The following is a 16,109-nucleotide window of genomic DNA, read 5'->3' as shown; positions in this document are numbered from 1 at the left end:
GACTACAGAGATACCATCCCCCGCTCACTCAGCCGGGTGCGCCACGCCATCCACATCGGTCATCGCCCGTTCCAGCAGGTCTGCCGGCAGGCTTTTACTGGCCCTTGCGCCCAGCAGTTTGAGCTGTTCGCTGCGACTGACGAGGTTGCCCCGACCTTCTGTCAGCTTGTTACGCGCGGCGGCATAGGCTTTATCCAGTTGCTGCAGTCGATTGCCGACCTCATCCAGATCCTGAATAAACAGCACGAATTTGTCATATAGCCAGCCTGCCCGCTCGGCAATTTCCCGCGCGTTCTGACTTTGCCGCTCCTGCTTCCACAGGCTGTCAATGACCCGCAAGGTCGCGAGCAAGGTGGTCGGGCTGACAATCACGATATTGCGATCGAATGCTTCCTGAAACAGATTGGGCTCGGCTTGCAACGCGGCGGAAAAGGCCGCTTCGATCGGTACAAACAGCAACACGAAGTCCAGACTGTGCAGCCCCTCGAGTCGCTTGTAGTCCTTACCGGCCAGCCCCTTCACATGATTGCGCAACGACAGTACATGCTGTTTGAGTGCCGCCTGGCCGATGACCTCGTCATCTGCCCCTACATATTGCTGATACGCCGTAAGGCTGACCTTGGAGTCGACCACCACCTGCTTGTCACCCGGCAGCATGATCAGGACATCGGGCTGAAAACGCTCGCCGTCCGGTCCCTTGAGGCTGACCTGGGTCTGGTACTCGCGGCCTTTCTCAAGCCCGGCATGTTCAAGCACCCGTTCCAGAATCAGCTCCCCCCAGTTGCCCTGGGTTTTCTGACCTTTCAGGGCCCGGGTCAGGTTGGTGGCTTCATCACTCAGGCGCAGGTTGAGCTGCTGCAGACGCTCCAGCTCTTTACCCAAGGAAAATCGTTCCCGGGCTTCTTGCTGATAGCTTTCTTCGACCCGCTTTTCAAACGACTGGATGCGCTCTTTGAGGGGGTCGAGCAACTGCCCCAGGCGTTCACTGCTGGTGTCGGCAAAACGCTGCTCGCGCTCATCGAAAATCTTGCCGGCCAGTTCCGCAAATTGAGCCCGCAACTCATCACGGGAGCCTTGCAGATCGTTCAATCGTTGTTGATGGCTGTCTTGCTGCTCCCGCAGTTCAGCGGCCAGGGCGGCCCCATGCGCGTCCAGACGCCTTAACTCGGTTTCTTTCTGGCTGCGCTCCAGGCTCCAGGCATGGGCTGCATCGCGGGTATTGTCACGCTCCAGCTGCAACAACTCGACCTCTCGCCGCAATGCCGCGAGCTCTGCCTGCTTGGCCGCATTGGCCTGGCCCAGATCACTGATTTCATCGCGACTGGCATCAAGTTGGGCGCTCAGGCCTTCCTGGGCCAACTGCGCCGTACTCAGGCGCTCGCTGAACATCGCCAGCTCTGCATCAAGGCTACTGGCGCGCCGCTGCACCTGCCATAAAACTGCCAGCAGCGGCACACCTGCCAACGCCAGGCCCAGCAAAATGCTGCTCAAGTCCAGGGCCATAGCCCCCTCCGCACGAGATAAAAGAGCAAGGTTAACCAAGCAACAGGCCTGAAGACAGCTCAGTCTTCGGTTTTGCTCAGTTCCTGTTGTGCGGCGCGGTCACCGGCACGGGCTGCCTGGCGCAAGAGTTCATGACCGATTCGTTGATCCCGGGCACTCCCGCAATCACGGCACATCAATTGCCCCAGACGACTCTGGGCCAGTACTACGCCTTGTCGCGCGGGTTGTTTCAGCAAATGCCCTGCAACGTGCTTGACGCTGGGGTTAGCGCCCAATCGAGGATTATCCAGTAACCAGATTGCCACCCGCAGAGAAAAGCGTTTTGGGGCTTCTGCTGGAGTAGCAGGACGGGTAACGGAGGAAGTAGCTGTGCGAAACTTCATATGACACTGTAGGGCAGAACAGAAGGCGCGCAACTCTACTCCTTTTTTCGTTTGGGTAAAGTCGAAAAAGTACTACACCCGCGATCTAGAGCAAGCCCACGGGACAATCCACAGATCCTGTGGATAAGTCAGTGGACAACCTGCATTTAACCGCCGCAAACGCCCACCCTACGGGGCCTCAGGTCAAACTGACGATTTTTTCACCAATTAAAAAAAACGATGTTTTTCATTGACTTAAATTTGGCGAACAGGCTATGAGCGGGGTAAATCCAGCCCCTGCTGGCATTTTGTACGCAGCACCTTAAATGTGCACAAGTTCACACTCACCCCAGTAAACAGGACAAATGCAGGGCAGAACCTGTAGGTCTGCGCACTGCTAATGAGCAGCCTCCAACGCAGGTTCAAGCGGCCATTGCTTGCCGGACCGGGCTGGCGCACCGGTAAAAATGGGCTAAAAGCGCCCATCGGCAGCCGCGACAAGCCCATACCCAAGGGCTTTATCAGGTATTTTTCGCTAGCACACTTGCGTTTAATTTTTCAACCCGTTAGTATCCGCAGCGTTAGTACCAAGCTGAAAGTCAATTCGGGCCGAACAAATCCCTCAAGCACTCTTCAATAAATTGAAGACACGCTGATAAAACGGGATCGACCCCCTCGATGGTTTCCAGGTAAATCTTGCGACGATACTGCCTTTGAAAAGCAAAGGGTATCGCGAAGCTCTTACTCTGACCGAACCAACCTGCAAATTGATCAGGATCTTCACCCGGAGCACGGAACCTTAGCTCCTGTTGTGATTGCCTGCCCTCCTAAGTACCTACCTGCCAGCCCAAGCGCCACATACTTAATGCGCTCCAACTGGCGGCTTTGTTCCAGTCAGGTTCTTCGTCCAGCCAAAGATGGCTCGACGTCACTGGAACGTTTTAACGTTGCACGGTTCTAATCCGTGTCATTTGTAGGAACACCTAATAACTATGTCTACTCAAATCCATACTCAGGATGCCATTCGCACCCTAACCAACGCCTTTGCTCCAATGAACTGCCTGATTATGGCCGCTCGCAAAGGATGCTTCAGCTTCACCCTGGTCAACGAACACGGCATCGCTCGTCACAGCGAACGCCTGTACCCCGATCAATATTCCAGCGCAGCACCTCTGCAAGCTGTGATCGAGCGTACTCGTCAGGCACTTATTGCCTGATCTGATAAGCGGTAACCCAACAAGCCCTGCCTGATCCGCAGGGCTTTTTGTTGCTAAAAATTTAAGAAATATCCGGCATTGTTTAATTACTTGCGGATATATAGCTAACAACTCGAAGCTATAAATGTTTTAAAAACAGAACTTTAGAACAAAGATATGAGACTACACTTCAACTCAAGCGGCATAATCCGCTTCCGGCGATCCCTTACGACCCACTGCTGCCAAGCTCTTGGGACCGCCGGCCATTTTCAGGCGTCGAGGACGATATGGGTATCGCTGCCAGGGAGTTGAGCCTTTATGTAATTCGGCCAACGCTGATGTATCTGGGCCAGAACAACCCGGATGCAGAAGCATTGTTGCTGGGTATTGCAGCCAGCCAGTCAAGTTTGGGCTCAGCCCTGCATGATCGGCGCGGCCATGGCCTGTACTGCATTCGCGAACCCCGTCACGCCGCCTTGTGGGATCAGTACCTGGCGCAAGACCCCGAACTGGCGAGCCTGGTTCGCGGACTGGCCAGTCAGCATGCATTCTTGTGCAGCCCGCATTTGGAACTCACGGTTAATTTACGTTACGCAACGGCCATAGCGTGGTTGCTGATAGAACAGCAGCAACTAACCATACCCGCTGCAGATGACCTGCTCGGTATGGCCAGAGTTTGGCGCCAAGCCTTTGAACCACAAGGACGTTTGCGTGATTTCACTCACGCATGGAACAACTTTGTTTCTCCTCTTGGCCATGTCGCCTGAGATTTCACCCACCTACAATAATATTTAAATGATCGGAAACCGGTCGGATTGTCCTACAAAACAACGCTAACTTCTGCGATTTAGCCTATAGCGCTTAAACAAAAATGTTGGTAGTTTTCGTCCGGTGATCAAAAGGAGTTCTAATAATGAAAAAAGTAATGCTCAAGACCACACTTAGCCTCGCCGTCACTTTGGCTTCCAGCCATATTTTCGCAAGTGGCTTCGCCCTCAACGAACAAAGCATTAGCGGTATGGGGACCGGCTTCGCAGGGCGTTCGTCTTCTGCTGAAGATGCGAGCACCGTTTTCGGCAACCCGGCAGGCATGTCCCGCATCAAGCGCGAACAAGTTACCGGTGGTGTTGCTGCAATCGACGCAAGCACCGATATCAAGCACGCAAGTGGCGGCGCTCCAGGCGGCACCAACAAAGGCGACATGGTTCCTTTCACCGCAGTGCCAATGGGCTTCTACGTGAAGCCAATTGATGAGCACTGGGCATTTGGTGTAGGCCTGTATGCTCCTTTCGGCCTGGTCACTGACTACGAAAGCAGCTTTGCCGGTCGCTATGCTGGTAAAGAGAGCAAGGTTCAGGTTATTACCTTCCAGCCTACTGTCAGCTACGCCTTCAACGATGTAGTTTCGATCGGTTTTGGTCCTACCATCAACCGCATTGACGGCACCCTGACTTCCGCTACGCCTGGTCCACGCGGCCCCGCCAGCGACGGTGAAGTTAAAATCAAGGGTGACGATACTGCACTTGGTTTCAACGCCGGCATCCTGGTTCAGGCCACTGACAGGACGCGCCTGGGTCTGACTTATCACTCTAAAGTCAAATACAGCCTGGATGGAAACACCAAAATCTCGGGCATAGGCTTCGGGCCTTTCAATGGCACTAAATACGATGCCGGCCTGGATATCACTACGCCCGAATCTGTTGACTTCTCGGTTACCCATGAGCTGAATGACCAGTGGACCATCTATGCAGGTAGTACCTGGACTCGCTGGAGCCGCCTGAAAGACATCACCGTTGAAAACAATGGTGTTCCACCTGCGCTAGGCGGCAGTGTCGGCCCGATCGGGACCATTAAAGAGGATCAGAACTGGCATGACACCTGGGCTTCGGCCATTGGTGCTGCCTATAAGATCAACAAGCAATGGACAGTGCGCACCGGCTTGTCGGTTGATCAGTCACCTACCAACAATACTGACCGTTCGGTTCGCATCCCGACTGGCGACCGTAAAGCAATCAGCTTTGGCGTCGGCTGGAGCCCAACTGATGATCTGACTATTGATGCCGCTTATTCCTACCTCAAGGAAGAGTCGGTTAGCGTCAACCTGCCAGCCAAAGGCAACTACAAATCCTCTTACCACAACAGTGCAAACGGGTTTGGTGTAGGTGCAACCTACAAGTTCTAATTCAGCGCGAGACTTGACCCCTCGCCAACTGAATTAAAAAATCCCCGCTCTCGATACCGAGGCGGGGATTTTTAATGAACGGAAGTCAGGGTTTTGAAGCAATGGCTTTTTCTATCGCGTCAATCAACTCGGGACTGTCGGGTTTGGTCAGACTCGAAAAGTTGGCAACTACGTTACCTTTGCGATCAACAACGTACTTATAGAAATTCCACTTCGGAGCACTGCTCTGTTCAGCCAGCACTTTAAACACGTGTGCGGCGTCAGGGCCACGTACATGTTGCGGATCAATCATGGTGAATGTGACGCCGTAATTAACGTAGCAGACCTTGGCTGTTTCCTCGCCACTCTTGGCTTCTTGTTTAAAGTCATCGGACGGCACCCCGATCAACTCCAGCCCTTGCCCCTTAAAGCGCTGATTCAACGCCTCAAGCCCTTTGAACTGTGGAGCAAAGCCACAGAAGCTCGCGGTATTGACGATCAACAGCGGTTTACCGGCAAAACGCTGGCACAGATCGATAGACTCCTTGGCCCGCAACTTGGGCAACGAGCCCTCCAGTAACGGTGGGCAATCTGTCGCCCATACCGAACCGGCGCACGCCAATAACAGTACGGGCATCGCAATCCAGCGCTTGAGCATTATGAAAGTCCTTTAAATAGAGGCAGACCCAGAACTTACTCGCCCCGACAACATACTAGCAAGCACCCATGCCCAACTGCATCAGCGCCAGCCCGCCTTGATGCCAGCCCCACCACACCAGAGCCAGCAGCAATGAACCGCCGCCCAGGCCCGCGACCCACAACCACATCGAGCTCACGCCATACTCCCCTGCGCCTGCAAACGGGCAACAGGACGCTCACGCACCGGCCAGTTCAAGGCTGCAGCCAATAGACTCAAGAATATCGAAACCTGCCAGATCAGATCGTAGCTACCGGTTCGATCATAGACCACACCGCCCAGCCAGCCGCCAAGGAACGCGCCCAACTGATGGAACAGGAACACGATGCCTCCCAGCATTGACAGGTTACGCACACCAAACAGAGTGGCGACGGTGCCATTGGTCAACGGCACCGTCGACAGCCACAAGAAACCCATGGTCATACCAAACAGATAGGCACTGAATTGCGTCACCGGTGCCCACAAAAACAGCACAATCACTACCGCTCGCGCCAGATACAGGGCGGTCAGCAAACGCGGCTTGGACATGCGTCCGCCGAGCCAGCCCGCCGTGTAGGTGCCGAAGATATTGAACAGCCCAATCAGCGCCAGCACAGTCGTACCAACGGTCGCTGGCAGATGCTGGTCTACCAGATAGGCCGGCAGGTGGATGCCGATAAACACCACCTGAAACCCGCAGACAAAAAAACCGAAGGACAACAACCAGAAGCCGGAGTGCGAGCAGGCCTCACCCAGGGCTTCCTTGAGGGTTTGCTCGCCCCCCAGACTCGGCAGCGGGCGATCCTTGAGCATGCTCACCAGGGGCACGATCAGCGCCACCAGCAAGCCCAGAACCAGCAAAGCCGACGACCAGCCGAGCCAGCCGATCAAACCCAGGGTGCCTGGCAGCATGGCGAACTGACCGAACGACCCCGCCGCACTGGCAATCCCCATGCCCATGCTGCGTTTTTCCGGGGGCAAGGCGCGCCCCACCACCCCCAGAATCACCGAAAAAGAAGTACCGGACAGACCGATACCAATCAACAACCCCGCACTCAGTGACAAGGTCATCAATGAGTCCGACATGCCCATCAGAATCAAACCGGCGGCATACAAAATGCCCCCAATGATCACCACCCTGGCTGCACCGAAACGGTCAGCCAGAGCACCGGTGAACGGTTGTGCCAGGCCCCAGATCAGGTTTTGCAGGGCGATGGCAAACGCAAAAACCTCACGGCCCCAGCCAAACTGCGCACTCATGGGCGGCAGAAACAGCCCGAAACCATGCCTTACCCCCAGGGACAGCGCCAGAATCAATGCACTGCCCAAAAGCACCCAGCCGCTGGTACGCCACACCGATGTCATTATTATTCTCCTAATGCGGGTATATACCCATTTCTATTCGTGAAACAGGCGCTCAGTCCGCGCCCGCCAACTCATCCAGCAGCTGCAACAGTTGTTCACGCCGGTCTTCGCCCAAACGGTCAATCAGACGCTGTTGTGCAGCCTCCCAGGCAGGCAGGGCAGCCTCGAGCCGCTCTTCACCGGCCTTGGTCAGGCACACCAGTCGATTGCGATGGTCTTCGCCCTCGGCCAGCTTCACCAGGCCTGCAGCTTCGAGCACCCGCAAATTACGGCCCAAGGTACTGCGATCCAGCCCCATGGCTTCGGCCAGAGTGGAAATACTCGGCTGATCGAGACGCTTGAGATTGCACAACAAGGAATACTGGGCAACGTTGATCCCGAAGCCATCAAGAGCGCCGTCGTAATGCCTGCTGATGCCGCGGGAAGCGCGACGCAGATTGGTGCATAAACACTGGGTCGGTAACATTTTGTATGTATATACCCGCAATTAAACAGAATCAAGATTTATAAACACACCCTTGAGGGGGCCGGTATGCCAGCGACACGGCTTCTCAGGATATCCAGGCTGACGCATAGCAGGGTCACACTTGAATAAGCGCCAGCCCCACCAACAGCAGAACCTCAAGCAATTCAAGCAAGGCGCCGGCGGTATCACCCGTGGTGCCGGCCAAACGACGCAGCATCACCTTGCGCAGCCAAACAAACCCAAGCGCAGCCAGCACCAGCGCGTACAACCCTGCATAACCGGCTATCACCACACACGCCACAGCACTGAGCCCCAGCACCTGCCATCCCGCCTTGCGTGGCAAGTGATCAGCCAGCGCCTGCCCCAGGCCACCGGCACGAACATAGGGCGTGGTAAGGAACACTCCCAGCAAAGCGCTGCGGCCGATCAACGGTACAATCAGCAAGACCGCCGTCTGTTGTTGCTCTATCAATGCCAGCAGCGCGCAAAACTTGAGCAATAACAGCAACACCAGGGTGACCACGGCAATCGGTCCGCTGCGCGGGTCTTTCATGATACTCAGGGTGCGCTCGCGATCACCAAAACCGCCCAGCCAGGCATCTGCACTGTCAGCCAGACCGTCCAGGTGCAGCCCGCCGCTGAGCAGCACCCACGCCGTCAGCAGCAAGGCCCCGTGCAGCATCAACGGTGCACCGGCCAGCAAGCCATTGAGCCCCCACAGCAACAGGCCGAACAACAAACCCACCAGCGGATAGAACAGCAGCGAACGCCCCAGCTCCTGCGGCGCAGGCATGCCGGGCAGGCGAATCGGCAAACTGCTTAAAAACTGCAGGGCGATCCAGAATGGCAGCATGCTCAACCCTCTTCGCACAATACGCCGCTCGCTGTGACACGCAGGCCGAACAGCGCACCATTGACCACCTGCACCTGCAACAAGTGCTCACGGGGCAGACCCCGGGCCCGGGCCAGCAGCAGTTTCATCACCCCGCCGTGGCACACCACCAGCACCCGCTCGCCGGCAAACTGTTGCTGCAAACGGCTGACCGCTGACAGCACCCGCGCCGAGAACGCCAGCACTGGCTCGCCTTGCGGCGGAGTAAAGCCGTAGGGGTCTGTCCAGAACAAGCCCAGCGCCTCGGCATCGGTCTCCATCAGCGCGGCAGGACTACAGCCCTCCCATGCACCAAAATGCAGCTCCTGCAGGTCCTTGTCGAAAGACACCGGTAACGCCAGCTGCTGGCTCAATTCCCGCGCGAACAAGGCACAACGCTGCAATGGCGAGCTGACAATACGATCCCACGGCCCGCGGCCTTTGACCGCCTCCCGCATCTGCTCCCAGCCCAGGGCCGTCAGCGCGTCATCGAGACTGCCACGCAGACCGCCGCCCAGTTCGGTTTCACCATGGCGCAACAGATCCAGCTGCACACTCATGCCGGGCGGTCCGCCACGGAGGCCTCGGCAAAGGTCGCCATCTGCCCGTGCAGGTCGCAGGCAAGACGCACCAAGGGGACCGCCAGCGCAGCACCGCTGCCCTCGCCCAGGCGCAAGCCGAGGTCGAGCAACGGTTGTGCCTGCAGGCTTTCCAGCACATGGCGATGCCCCTGCTCGGCGCCGCGATGGGCGAAGATCAGCCACTCTCGGCATTCGGGATTCAAGCGTACGGCGACCATGGCCGCAACCGTGCAAATAAAGCCATCGACCAGCGCCACCAGGCCTTCTTGCGCACACGCCACATAGGCCCCGGCCAAGGCTGCAATTTCAAAGCCGCCCAAGCGAAACAGAGTCTGCAACGGGTCATCCAGCAGCCCGTCGTGAAACGCCAGCGCCTGATCGATCACCCGGGCTTTATGGCTCACACCCGCCGCATCCAGACCGGTACCCGGCCCGGTCAAATGCGCAGCCGGGCAATCGAGCAGCGCACAGGCCACGGCACTGGCCGACGCCGTATTGCCGATACCCATTTCACCGCCGATAAACAACTCACTGCCCGCTGCCAGTGCACGCAATACGCTGTCACGACCCGCCTGCAGAGCTTTCAAGCCCTGACTGTCAGTCATCGCCGCGCCCGTGGCAAAGTTGGCCGTGCCGGCCCCCAGCTGCAAATGCCGGACCCCCGCCAGATTGAGCATCGGGGTAACAGTGCCCAGATCCACCACATCCAGTTGCGCGCCCAACTGACGGGCCAGCACGCTGATTGCCGCGCCGCCGCTGACAAAGTTGTGCAGCATTTGCCCGGTGACCGCTTGCGGATAAGCCGATACACCCTCCGCCACCACGCCGTGATCACCTGCAAAAATCGCAACCCATATTTGATCGGCACGGGGTTTCAACCGCCCCTGCAACCCGGCCAGCTGCACTGCCAAAGCTTCCAGCTGGCCCAAAGAACCTGCCGGCTTGGTCAATTGCTGCTGACGCTCGGCCGCTGCCGTCGACATTGCATGATCAACCGGCTTGCACGGGGTCAGCCACCACGGGGTATTCATAGTGCAGTTCCTTTCAACGTCAGGGGCAGGCCCGCCACCGTCAGCACTACTCGCTGACAGCGCTCGGCCAAGGCTTGATGCAACCAACCGGCTTCATCGACATAGCGGCGAGTCAATTCGCCCAGCGGTACGACACCCATTCCGGTTTCGTTGCTGACCAACACGATTTCACCCGGCAGTTCAGCCAGGCACTCCAGCAGCGCATCACGCTCGGCGCTCAGGCGCTGTGGATCTTCAAGCAGCAACAGGTTGGTCAGCCATAGCGTCAGGCAATCCACCAGCAGAAAAGAATCTGCCCGGGCGTTGTCGCGCAGTACCCGGGCCAGCTCCACCGGCTCTTCAACCAGCGCCCAATGCCCGGGGCGGCGCTCACGATGGTGACGCACGCGCTCGTTCATCTCACCGTCCAGCGGCTGGCTGGTGGCAATATAGGTGACGGCCAGACCGGACCCGGCCGCGAGCTTCTCGGCCAGGCGACTTTTCCCCGAGCGGGCTCCGCCCAGAATCAGTTGCAGCATGTTTTGGAACCTCTAGCAGAAGAAGGCGCTCTGGCCACTGACGCTAACGCAGGCAAGCCGGGCCCCCGCAGGGATATCAGAGCCCGCATAATTGACGAAGCAGCCCGGTATCCAGATGGTTTTGCACCAGGTCCGCCAGGCGTTCGATATCCCGCTCACGCAGGGCGTGGTAATCCACCGATTGCACGTCCTGCAAGCCGGCCCAGCGCAGCAAGGCACTGCAGGCCGCAGGCGACTCGAACAAGCCATGCAAATAGGTGCCGAAAATTTGCCCGTCGGCGCTTTGCGCGCCGTCACAGCGGCCATCTTCCAGTTGCACCGCCGGCCGCTCCAGCGCCACGCCGGTAGTCACCCCCGCATGGATTTCGTAACCACAGACTTCAGCGTTTTCCAGAGCCAGATGCCCGCGCACATTGCGCAGCTGCTTCTCGGCGGCGAGCTCGGTGCTGAATGCCAGCAACCCCAGCCCCGCGCTTGAACCCGCAGTACCTTCCAGGCCCAACGGGTCGTGTACCTGCTCGCCGAGCATCTGTAAACCGCCGCAAATCCCCAGCAACTTGCCGCCATAGCGCAAGTGACGGTTGATGGCAGTGTCCCAGCCATTGGCCCGCAAATAGGCCAGATCGCTGCGCACGCTCTTGGAGCCCGGCAGAATGATCAAGTCTGCAGCCGGGATGGGCTGGCCCGGCCCGACAAACTGCAAGTCCACCTGCGGGTGTAAACGCAGCGGGTCGAAGTCGGTGTGGTTACTGATACGCGGCAGCACCGGCACTACCACCCTGAGCACTTGATCCGCCTTGTCGGTCTGACGCTGATCAATGCCGTCTTCAGCCTCGAGGTGCAAATCCATCACATAGGGCAAGACCCCGATCACCGGCTTGCCCGTGCGCTGCTCGAGCCAGTCAAGACCGGGCTGGAGCAAGGCAATGTCGCCACGGAAACGGTTGATGATGAAGCCCTTGACCCGTGCCTGCTCGGTTTCGCTGAGCAACTCCAGAGTGCCGACCAGATGCGCGAACACGCCGCCGCGGTTGATATCGGCGATCAGGATCACCGGGCAATCCACGGCTTCGGCAAAGCCCATGTTGGCGATGTCACCGGCACGCAGGTTGATCTCGGCAGGCGAACCCGCGCCCTCGACCATCACCACCGGGTACTCGGCACTCAAACGTCGATGCGAGGCCAGCACCGCCTGCATGGCAATGGCCTTGTAGTCGTGGTAGGCCACCGCGTTCATGCTGGTCACCGCACGACCATGGATAATCACTTGCGCGCCGGTGTCACTGTTGGGCTTGAGCAGCACCGGATTCATATCCGTGTGCGGCGCCAGGCCGGCCGCCTGCGCCTGAACTGCCTGAGCCCGGCCGATCTCGCCGCCCTCAGCGGTTACGGCACTGTTGAGTGCCATGTTCTGCGGCTTGAACGGCACCACACGCACACCCTCACGGGTCAGCCAGCGGCACAAGGCCGTGACCAGGGTACTTTTACCGGCATCGGAGGTGGTGCCCTGCACCATCAAAGTACTCATGCAACTTCCTTGGTGTAGGCCAGCAACGTCTGCTCCAGCCGCAACCAGTCAGCCTCGGTGGCCGGCAGACCGAAACGTACGCTGCTGTTATGGGCAAACAGACGCAGCAAAATGCCGCGCTGGGCCATGAATTCGTAAAGACGGTCGGCATGGGGCGTAATCAGCCACTGAAACAGCGCGCATCCGCCCTGGGGCGGCAAATCATGTACGCCAAGCAATCGCGCCAGACGCCCGCTGGCCAGTACGCTGCGCTCGCGCTGCAGCGCCTGGGCTGCGGTGTCTAGCAGGCAGGCCTGACCGACAATCCGGGTCGGCCCGCTGACGGCCCATGGCCCGACTTGTTCGGCCAGCAATTTGAGCAATTTGAGTTCCGCCAGAACAAAGCCCAGGCGTATGCCGGCCAGGCCAAAGAACTTGCCGAAGGAGCGCAACACAATCAGTCCGGTACGCCAGCTCTGGGCCGACAGACTCAAATCCGGCGTGTTGTCCATAAAGGCCTCGTCCACCACCAGCCAGCCTCCGCGCTGGGCCAGCCTGGCGTGCCATTCCAGCAGGCGCTCGGCGGACAGGCTCAAGCCTGTGGGGTTATTGGGGTTAACCACCACCAGTACATCCAGGGTATCGAGGTAGAAATCGACTTCCTGTTCCATGATTTCGCGCACGATGTGCCCGCTGCGCCGCCATGCCTCAGCGTGCTCGGCATAACAGGGCGACAGCACTCCGACCTTGCCCCCCCGACGCAGGCGCGGCAGTAACTGAATGGCGCACTGCGAACCCGGCACCGGCAACACATTGGGTGCGCCGTAATAGGCACAGGCCGCATGCTCAAGCCCGTCGTCGGTTTCCGGCAAGCGCGCCCAGGCACGCTGATCAATCTCGGGAATTGCGAATGGCCAGGGCGCCAGGCCACTGGACAGGTCCAGCCAGTCGGCCTCGGCAATGCCGTAGTGCAGGACTGCCTGGCGTAAACGTCCGCCGTGCTCAAGCATAGAATTCACTCCCCACGCACAGGATCAATAACCACAACCACACCCCGCGTTGCACCAACTGCCAGCCACGATTGATCGAATCGGCATCCGCCGGCGCACCTTCGCCCAATTGCCCGCGCTCGTGCAGTTCGCCGTGGTAAATCGCCGGGCCGCCCAACTCGACCTCCAGGGCACCTGCGCCCGCCGCCATCACCGGCCCTGCATTAGGGCTGTCCCATTGCGGCGCCTGTTTGCGCCAGCACTTAAGGGCGAGTCGGGTTTTACCCAGTACGGCGTAGGTCAACGCAACCAGACGCGCAGGAATGTAGTTCAGCACATCATCGATCCGCGCAGCCGCCCAGCCAAAACGCTCGAAGCGTTCGTTGCGATAGCCCCACATGGCATCCAGGGTATTACTCAAACGATAGAGCACTACACCCGGCGCACCGGCCACGGCAAACCAGAACAAGGCGGCGAACACTGCATCGCTGCCGTTCTCCAGTACCGATTCAGTGGCGGCGCGGGCCACTTCAGTCGCATCCAGTTCGCTGGTCTGGCGACTGACCAGGTAGCCGACCCGGGTACGGGCTTCGTCCAGATCATTGCTGCGCAGGGCTTGTGCCACCGGCTGCACATGCTCGCCCAGACTGCGCATGCCCAGTGCGCAATACAGCGCCAGAATGTCCACCAGCCAGCCGATGTAAGGCAGCCACGACAAGGCTGTGGCCAGGATCGTAAATGGCACAACCGCCAGCACCCAGGCTGTCACGCCATGGCTGCGCCAGCCCCGGCCACCGGAATTGAAACGTTGTTCGATACGCTCAGCCATCCGGCCAAACGCAACCAGCGGATGCCTGCGCTTGGGCTCACCGAACAGCGCGTCCAGTGCCACTCCGGCGACGCACAGCAACGCCACACTCATGGGCTCACTCCCCAATAATTCTCATAGACCAGTTCACTCAAGGGACGCGCTTTGGCCCATCCTTCGAGTATCAGCATAGGTGCTGGATAAAAGCTCTCGACCGGGCCCAGGCACAGTACAGCCAACGGCTTGGCGCCCGCAGGCAAACCCAGCAGCTCGGCCAGCGCCCGGGGTTCGAACAGCGACACCCAGCCCATGCCCAAGCCCTCGACCCGGGCGGCCAGCCACAGGTTCTGGATCGCACAGGACAAGGATGCCATGTCCATCTCCGGCAAGGTCCGGCGACCGAAAATGTGCTTCTCACGATCATCCATCAACGCAGCCACCAACACTTCGGCGCAATCGTTGATCCCCTCTACTTTGAGGGTCATGAACTCATCGGAGCGCTCACCCAACGCTTCAGCAGTGCGTACCCGCTCTTCTTCCACCAGGGCTTGCACCTTGCTGCGCAACTGGCGATCGCTGATGCGGATGAACCGCCACGGCTGCATCAGGCCCACACTGGGGGCCTGATGCGCGGCTTCAAGCAGCCGTGATAACAGTTGAGGAGCCACCGTGCCACCGCTGAAGTGCCGCATGTCGCGGCGTTCGGCGATGGCGCGATAGACAGCGGCTCGCTCGTCAGGACTGAATGCGTTGTCGCTCATGACACCTTCACGGCACAGGGCGCGAACAACGCAGCAATGGCCTGGGGATTGGACGGAAAGTAAAAGTGCACATAAGACGCTGTCATCCGCCCGTCACGATACACCGCTTCAGCACCACGCCCGCCATTGGGGCTCAGGCCCCGGGCAATGGGCTCAAGCTCAGTAGTGGTCAACGAGTGATGGTAGGTGTGACCGCGCAGCAGCCCTTCGGGCATCTCGACCGCCTGCAACGCCAGTGCCGCCAGGCGCTTTTGCATGGTCGCTTCACCGGCCAGCAGCCCCACCAGCTCGGCACGCTGGCCGTCGACGTCGGTCAGGGCATCCAGCAGATAGAGCATGCCACCGCATTCCGCAAGCAAGGGTTTGCCCGCAGCATGGTGCGCGCGAATGGCCTGCAGCATCGGCGTATTACGCGACAGCTCAAGGTGATGCAGTTCAGGATAACCGCCCGGCAAATACAGACTGTCAGCCTCGGGCAAGCGGGCATCGTGAATCGGCGAGAAGAACAGCAATTCGGCGCCCATGTCCCGCAACAGCGCCAGGCTCGCGCCATAGGTGAAGGCGAAGGCTTCATCCCGGGCCACGGCAATACGCACTCCGGCCAATAATGGCTCGGCAGGTACCAACTGCGGTGCAGCGAACTCCACCGCCGGTGGCAGCGCTACCTCACAGGTGCTGGCCAGGGCTGCGGCTGCCGCATCAAGGCGTGCATCCAGATCATTCAACTCGCTGGCCTGGACCAGGCCCAGGTGACGGCTTGGCAGTTCGATTGCGGTTTCACGGGACAGCGCGCCATACCAGCGCAGACCTTCAGTCAGGCTTCCCTCCAGCAACTGCGCATGGCGCACGGTACCGACGCGGTTGGCCAGCACCCCGGCAAACGGCAAGTCCGGCTGATACCGCGCCAGGCCCAACGCCAGCGCACCAAAGGTCTGGGCCATGGCAGTGCCATCAATCACGCCCAACACCGGCACGCCAAAATGACGCGCCAGATCAGCGCTGGACGGCGTGCCGTCGAACAAGCCCATCACCCCTTCAATCAGAATCAGGTCCGCTTCACCTGCGGCTTCCCACAACAGGCGGCGGCTTTCATCGGCGCCCACCATCCACAAATCCACCTGATACACCGGCGCCCCGCTGGCGCGCTCGAGGATCATGGGATCGAGAAAATCCGGGCCACACTTGAATACCCGCACCTTGCGCCCTTGATTGCGATGCAATCGGGCCAGGGCGGCGGTGACGGTGGTCTTGCCCTGGCCCGAGGCCGGTGCGGCGATCAATACCGCCGGGCAATGACGCGACTCTCTCATGCTT

18 protein-coding genes are annotated in these 16,109 nt (G+C 59.1%); 3 read left to right on the top strand and 15 right to left on the bottom strand.

Going from position 1 to position 16,109, the window contains the following annotated elements; genetic code table 11:
- Nucleotides 1-24: 24 nt before the first annotated feature.
- Nucleotides 25-1,389, bottom strand: coding sequence for a DNA recombination protein RmuC (rmuC, locus tag WG29040_RS11560; RefSeq protein WP_177412972.1), 1,365 nt, complete (start codon nt 1,387-1,389; stop codon nt 25-27).
- A 173-nt stretch (nt 1,390-1,562) separates the two neighbouring features.
- Nucleotides 1,563-1,886 carry a hypothetical protein gene (locus WG29040_RS11555; RefSeq protein WP_039735148.1) on the bottom strand — a complete coding sequence of 108 codons (324 nt, stop codon included), beginning with the start codon at nt 1,884-1,886 and terminating at the stop codon, nt 1,563-1,565.
- Nucleotides 1,887-2,857: 971 nt separating this feature from the next.
- Here WG29040_RS11555 and WG29040_RS11550 point away from each other — a divergent pair.
- The 3 genes from WG29040_RS11550 (at nt 2,858) to WG29040_RS11540 (ending at nt 5,243) form a co-directional block, all read left to right on the top strand.
- Nucleotides 2,858-3,082 (top strand): hypothetical protein, encoded by a 225-nt coding sequence (locus WG29040_RS11550; protein ID WP_003442709.1) that lies wholly within the window; start codon nt 2,858-2,860, stop codon nt 3,080-3,082.
- Between the two features lie 266 nt (nt 3,083-3,348).
- A complete protein-coding gene (locus WG29040_RS11545; RefSeq protein ID WP_003442713.1) occupies nt 3,349-3,828 on the top strand; it encodes a hypothetical protein in 480 nt (159 codons plus the stop codon).
- 146 nt (nt 3,829-3,974) lie between these two features.
- Nucleotides 3,975-5,243, top strand: coding sequence for an OmpP1/FadL family transporter (locus WG29040_RS11540; RefSeq protein ID WP_010655762.1), 1,269 nt, complete (start codon nt 3,975-3,977; stop codon nt 5,241-5,243).
- An 85-nt stretch (nt 5,244-5,328) separates the two neighbouring features.
- Here WG29040_RS11540 and WG29040_RS11535 read toward each other — a convergent pair whose 3' ends face one another.
- The 13 genes from WG29040_RS11535 to WG29040_RS11480 all read right to left on the bottom strand — a co-directional run bounded on the left by WG29040_RS11535 (nt 5,329) and on the right by WG29040_RS11480 (nt 16,105).
- On the bottom strand, nt 5,329-5,880 hold the full coding sequence (locus tag WG29040_RS11535) for a glutathione peroxidase (RefSeq protein WP_010655761.1): 552 nt from the start codon (nt 5,878-5,880) through the stop codon (nt 5,329-5,331).
- A gap of 55 nt (nt 5,881-5,935) precedes the next feature.
- A complete protein-coding gene (locus WG29040_RS24525) occupies nt 5,936-6,058 on the bottom strand; it encodes a hypothetical protein (RefSeq protein ID WP_256675183.1) in 123 nt (40 codons plus the stop codon).
- Nucleotides 6,055-7,263 carry an MFS transporter gene (locus WG29040_RS11530; RefSeq protein WP_010655760.1) on the bottom strand — a complete coding sequence of 403 codons (1,209 nt, stop codon included), beginning with the start codon at nt 7,261-7,263 and terminating at the stop codon, nt 6,055-6,057. The genes WG29040_RS24525 and WG29040_RS11530 overlap by 4 nt, the downstream gene beginning before the upstream one ends.
- A 52-nt stretch (nt 7,264-7,315) precedes the next feature.
- Entirely contained in the window at nt 7,316-7,729 is a 414-nt protein-coding gene (locus tag WG29040_RS11525; RefSeq protein ID WP_003442752.1) for a MarR family winged helix-turn-helix transcriptional regulator, read from the bottom strand.
- A gap of 115 nt (nt 7,730-7,844) precedes the next feature.
- Complete coding sequence (locus WG29040_RS11520; RefSeq protein WP_127196170.1) at nt 7,845-8,582, bottom strand: adenosylcobinamide-GDP ribazoletransferase; 738 nt, start codon at nt 8,580-8,582, stop codon at nt 7,845-7,847.
- A gap of 2 nt (nt 8,583-8,584) precedes the next feature.
- Nucleotides 8,585-9,160, bottom strand: a complete 576-nt coding sequence (gene cobC, locus WG29040_RS11515) for an alpha-ribazole phosphatase family protein (protein ID WP_127196169.1) — start codon at nt 9,158-9,160, stop codon at nt 8,585-8,587.
- Entirely contained in the window at nt 9,157-10,212 is a 1,056-nt protein-coding gene (gene cobT, locus WG29040_RS11510) for a nicotinate-nucleotide--dimethylbenzimidazole phosphoribosyltransferase (protein ID WP_010655758.1), read from the bottom strand. The genes cobC and cobT overlap by 4 nt, the downstream gene beginning before the upstream one ends.
- Nucleotides 10,209-10,730: a bifunctional adenosylcobinamide kinase/adenosylcobinamide-phosphate guanylyltransferase gene (gene cobU / locus WG29040_RS11505; RefSeq protein WP_003442759.1), complete on the bottom strand. Its 522-nt coding sequence runs from the start codon at nt 10,728-10,730 to the stop codon at nt 10,209-10,211. The genes cobT and cobU overlap by 4 nt, the downstream gene beginning before the upstream one ends.
- Before the next feature lie 76 nt (nt 10,731-10,806).
- Nucleotides 10,807-12,258, bottom strand: a complete 1,452-nt coding sequence (locus WG29040_RS11500; RefSeq protein ID WP_127196168.1) for a cobyric acid synthase — start codon at nt 12,256-12,258, stop codon at nt 10,807-10,809.
- On the bottom strand, nt 12,255-13,247 hold the full coding sequence (gene cobD, locus WG29040_RS11495) for a threonine-phosphate decarboxylase CobD (protein ID WP_010655757.1): 993 nt from the start codon (nt 13,245-13,247) through the stop codon (nt 12,255-12,257). Before cobD ends, WG29040_RS11500 begins: the two co-directional genes overlap by 4 nt.
- Complete coding sequence (cbiB, locus tag WG29040_RS11490) at nt 13,240-14,148, bottom strand: adenosylcobinamide-phosphate synthase CbiB (protein WP_003442764.1); 909 nt, start codon at nt 14,146-14,148, stop codon at nt 13,240-13,242. Before cbiB ends, cobD begins: the two co-directional genes overlap by 8 nt.
- Nucleotides 14,145-14,795, bottom strand: a complete 651-nt coding sequence (gene bluB / locus WG29040_RS11485) for a 5,6-dimethylbenzimidazole synthase (protein WP_127196167.1) — start codon at nt 14,793-14,795, stop codon at nt 14,145-14,147. The genes cbiB and bluB overlap by 4 nt, the downstream gene beginning before the upstream one ends.
- Nucleotides 14,792-16,105, bottom strand: a complete 1,314-nt coding sequence (locus WG29040_RS11480) for a cobyrinate a,c-diamide synthase (protein ID WP_010655756.1) — start codon at nt 16,103-16,105, stop codon at nt 14,792-14,794. The genes bluB and WG29040_RS11480 overlap by 4 nt, the downstream gene beginning before the upstream one ends.
- Between the last annotated feature and the right edge of the window lie 4 nt (nt 16,106-16,109).

The sequence above is a fragment of the Pseudomonas sp. PAMC 29040 genome (genome assembly GCF_003994535.1).
Lineage (GTDB): Bacteria > Pseudomonadota > Gammaproteobacteria > Pseudomonadales > Pseudomonadaceae > Aquipseudomonas > Aquipseudomonas paraversuta.
The sequence above is the reverse complement of the archived record's forward strand: the minus strand, read 5'-3'. Positions and strand labels throughout refer to the sequence as shown.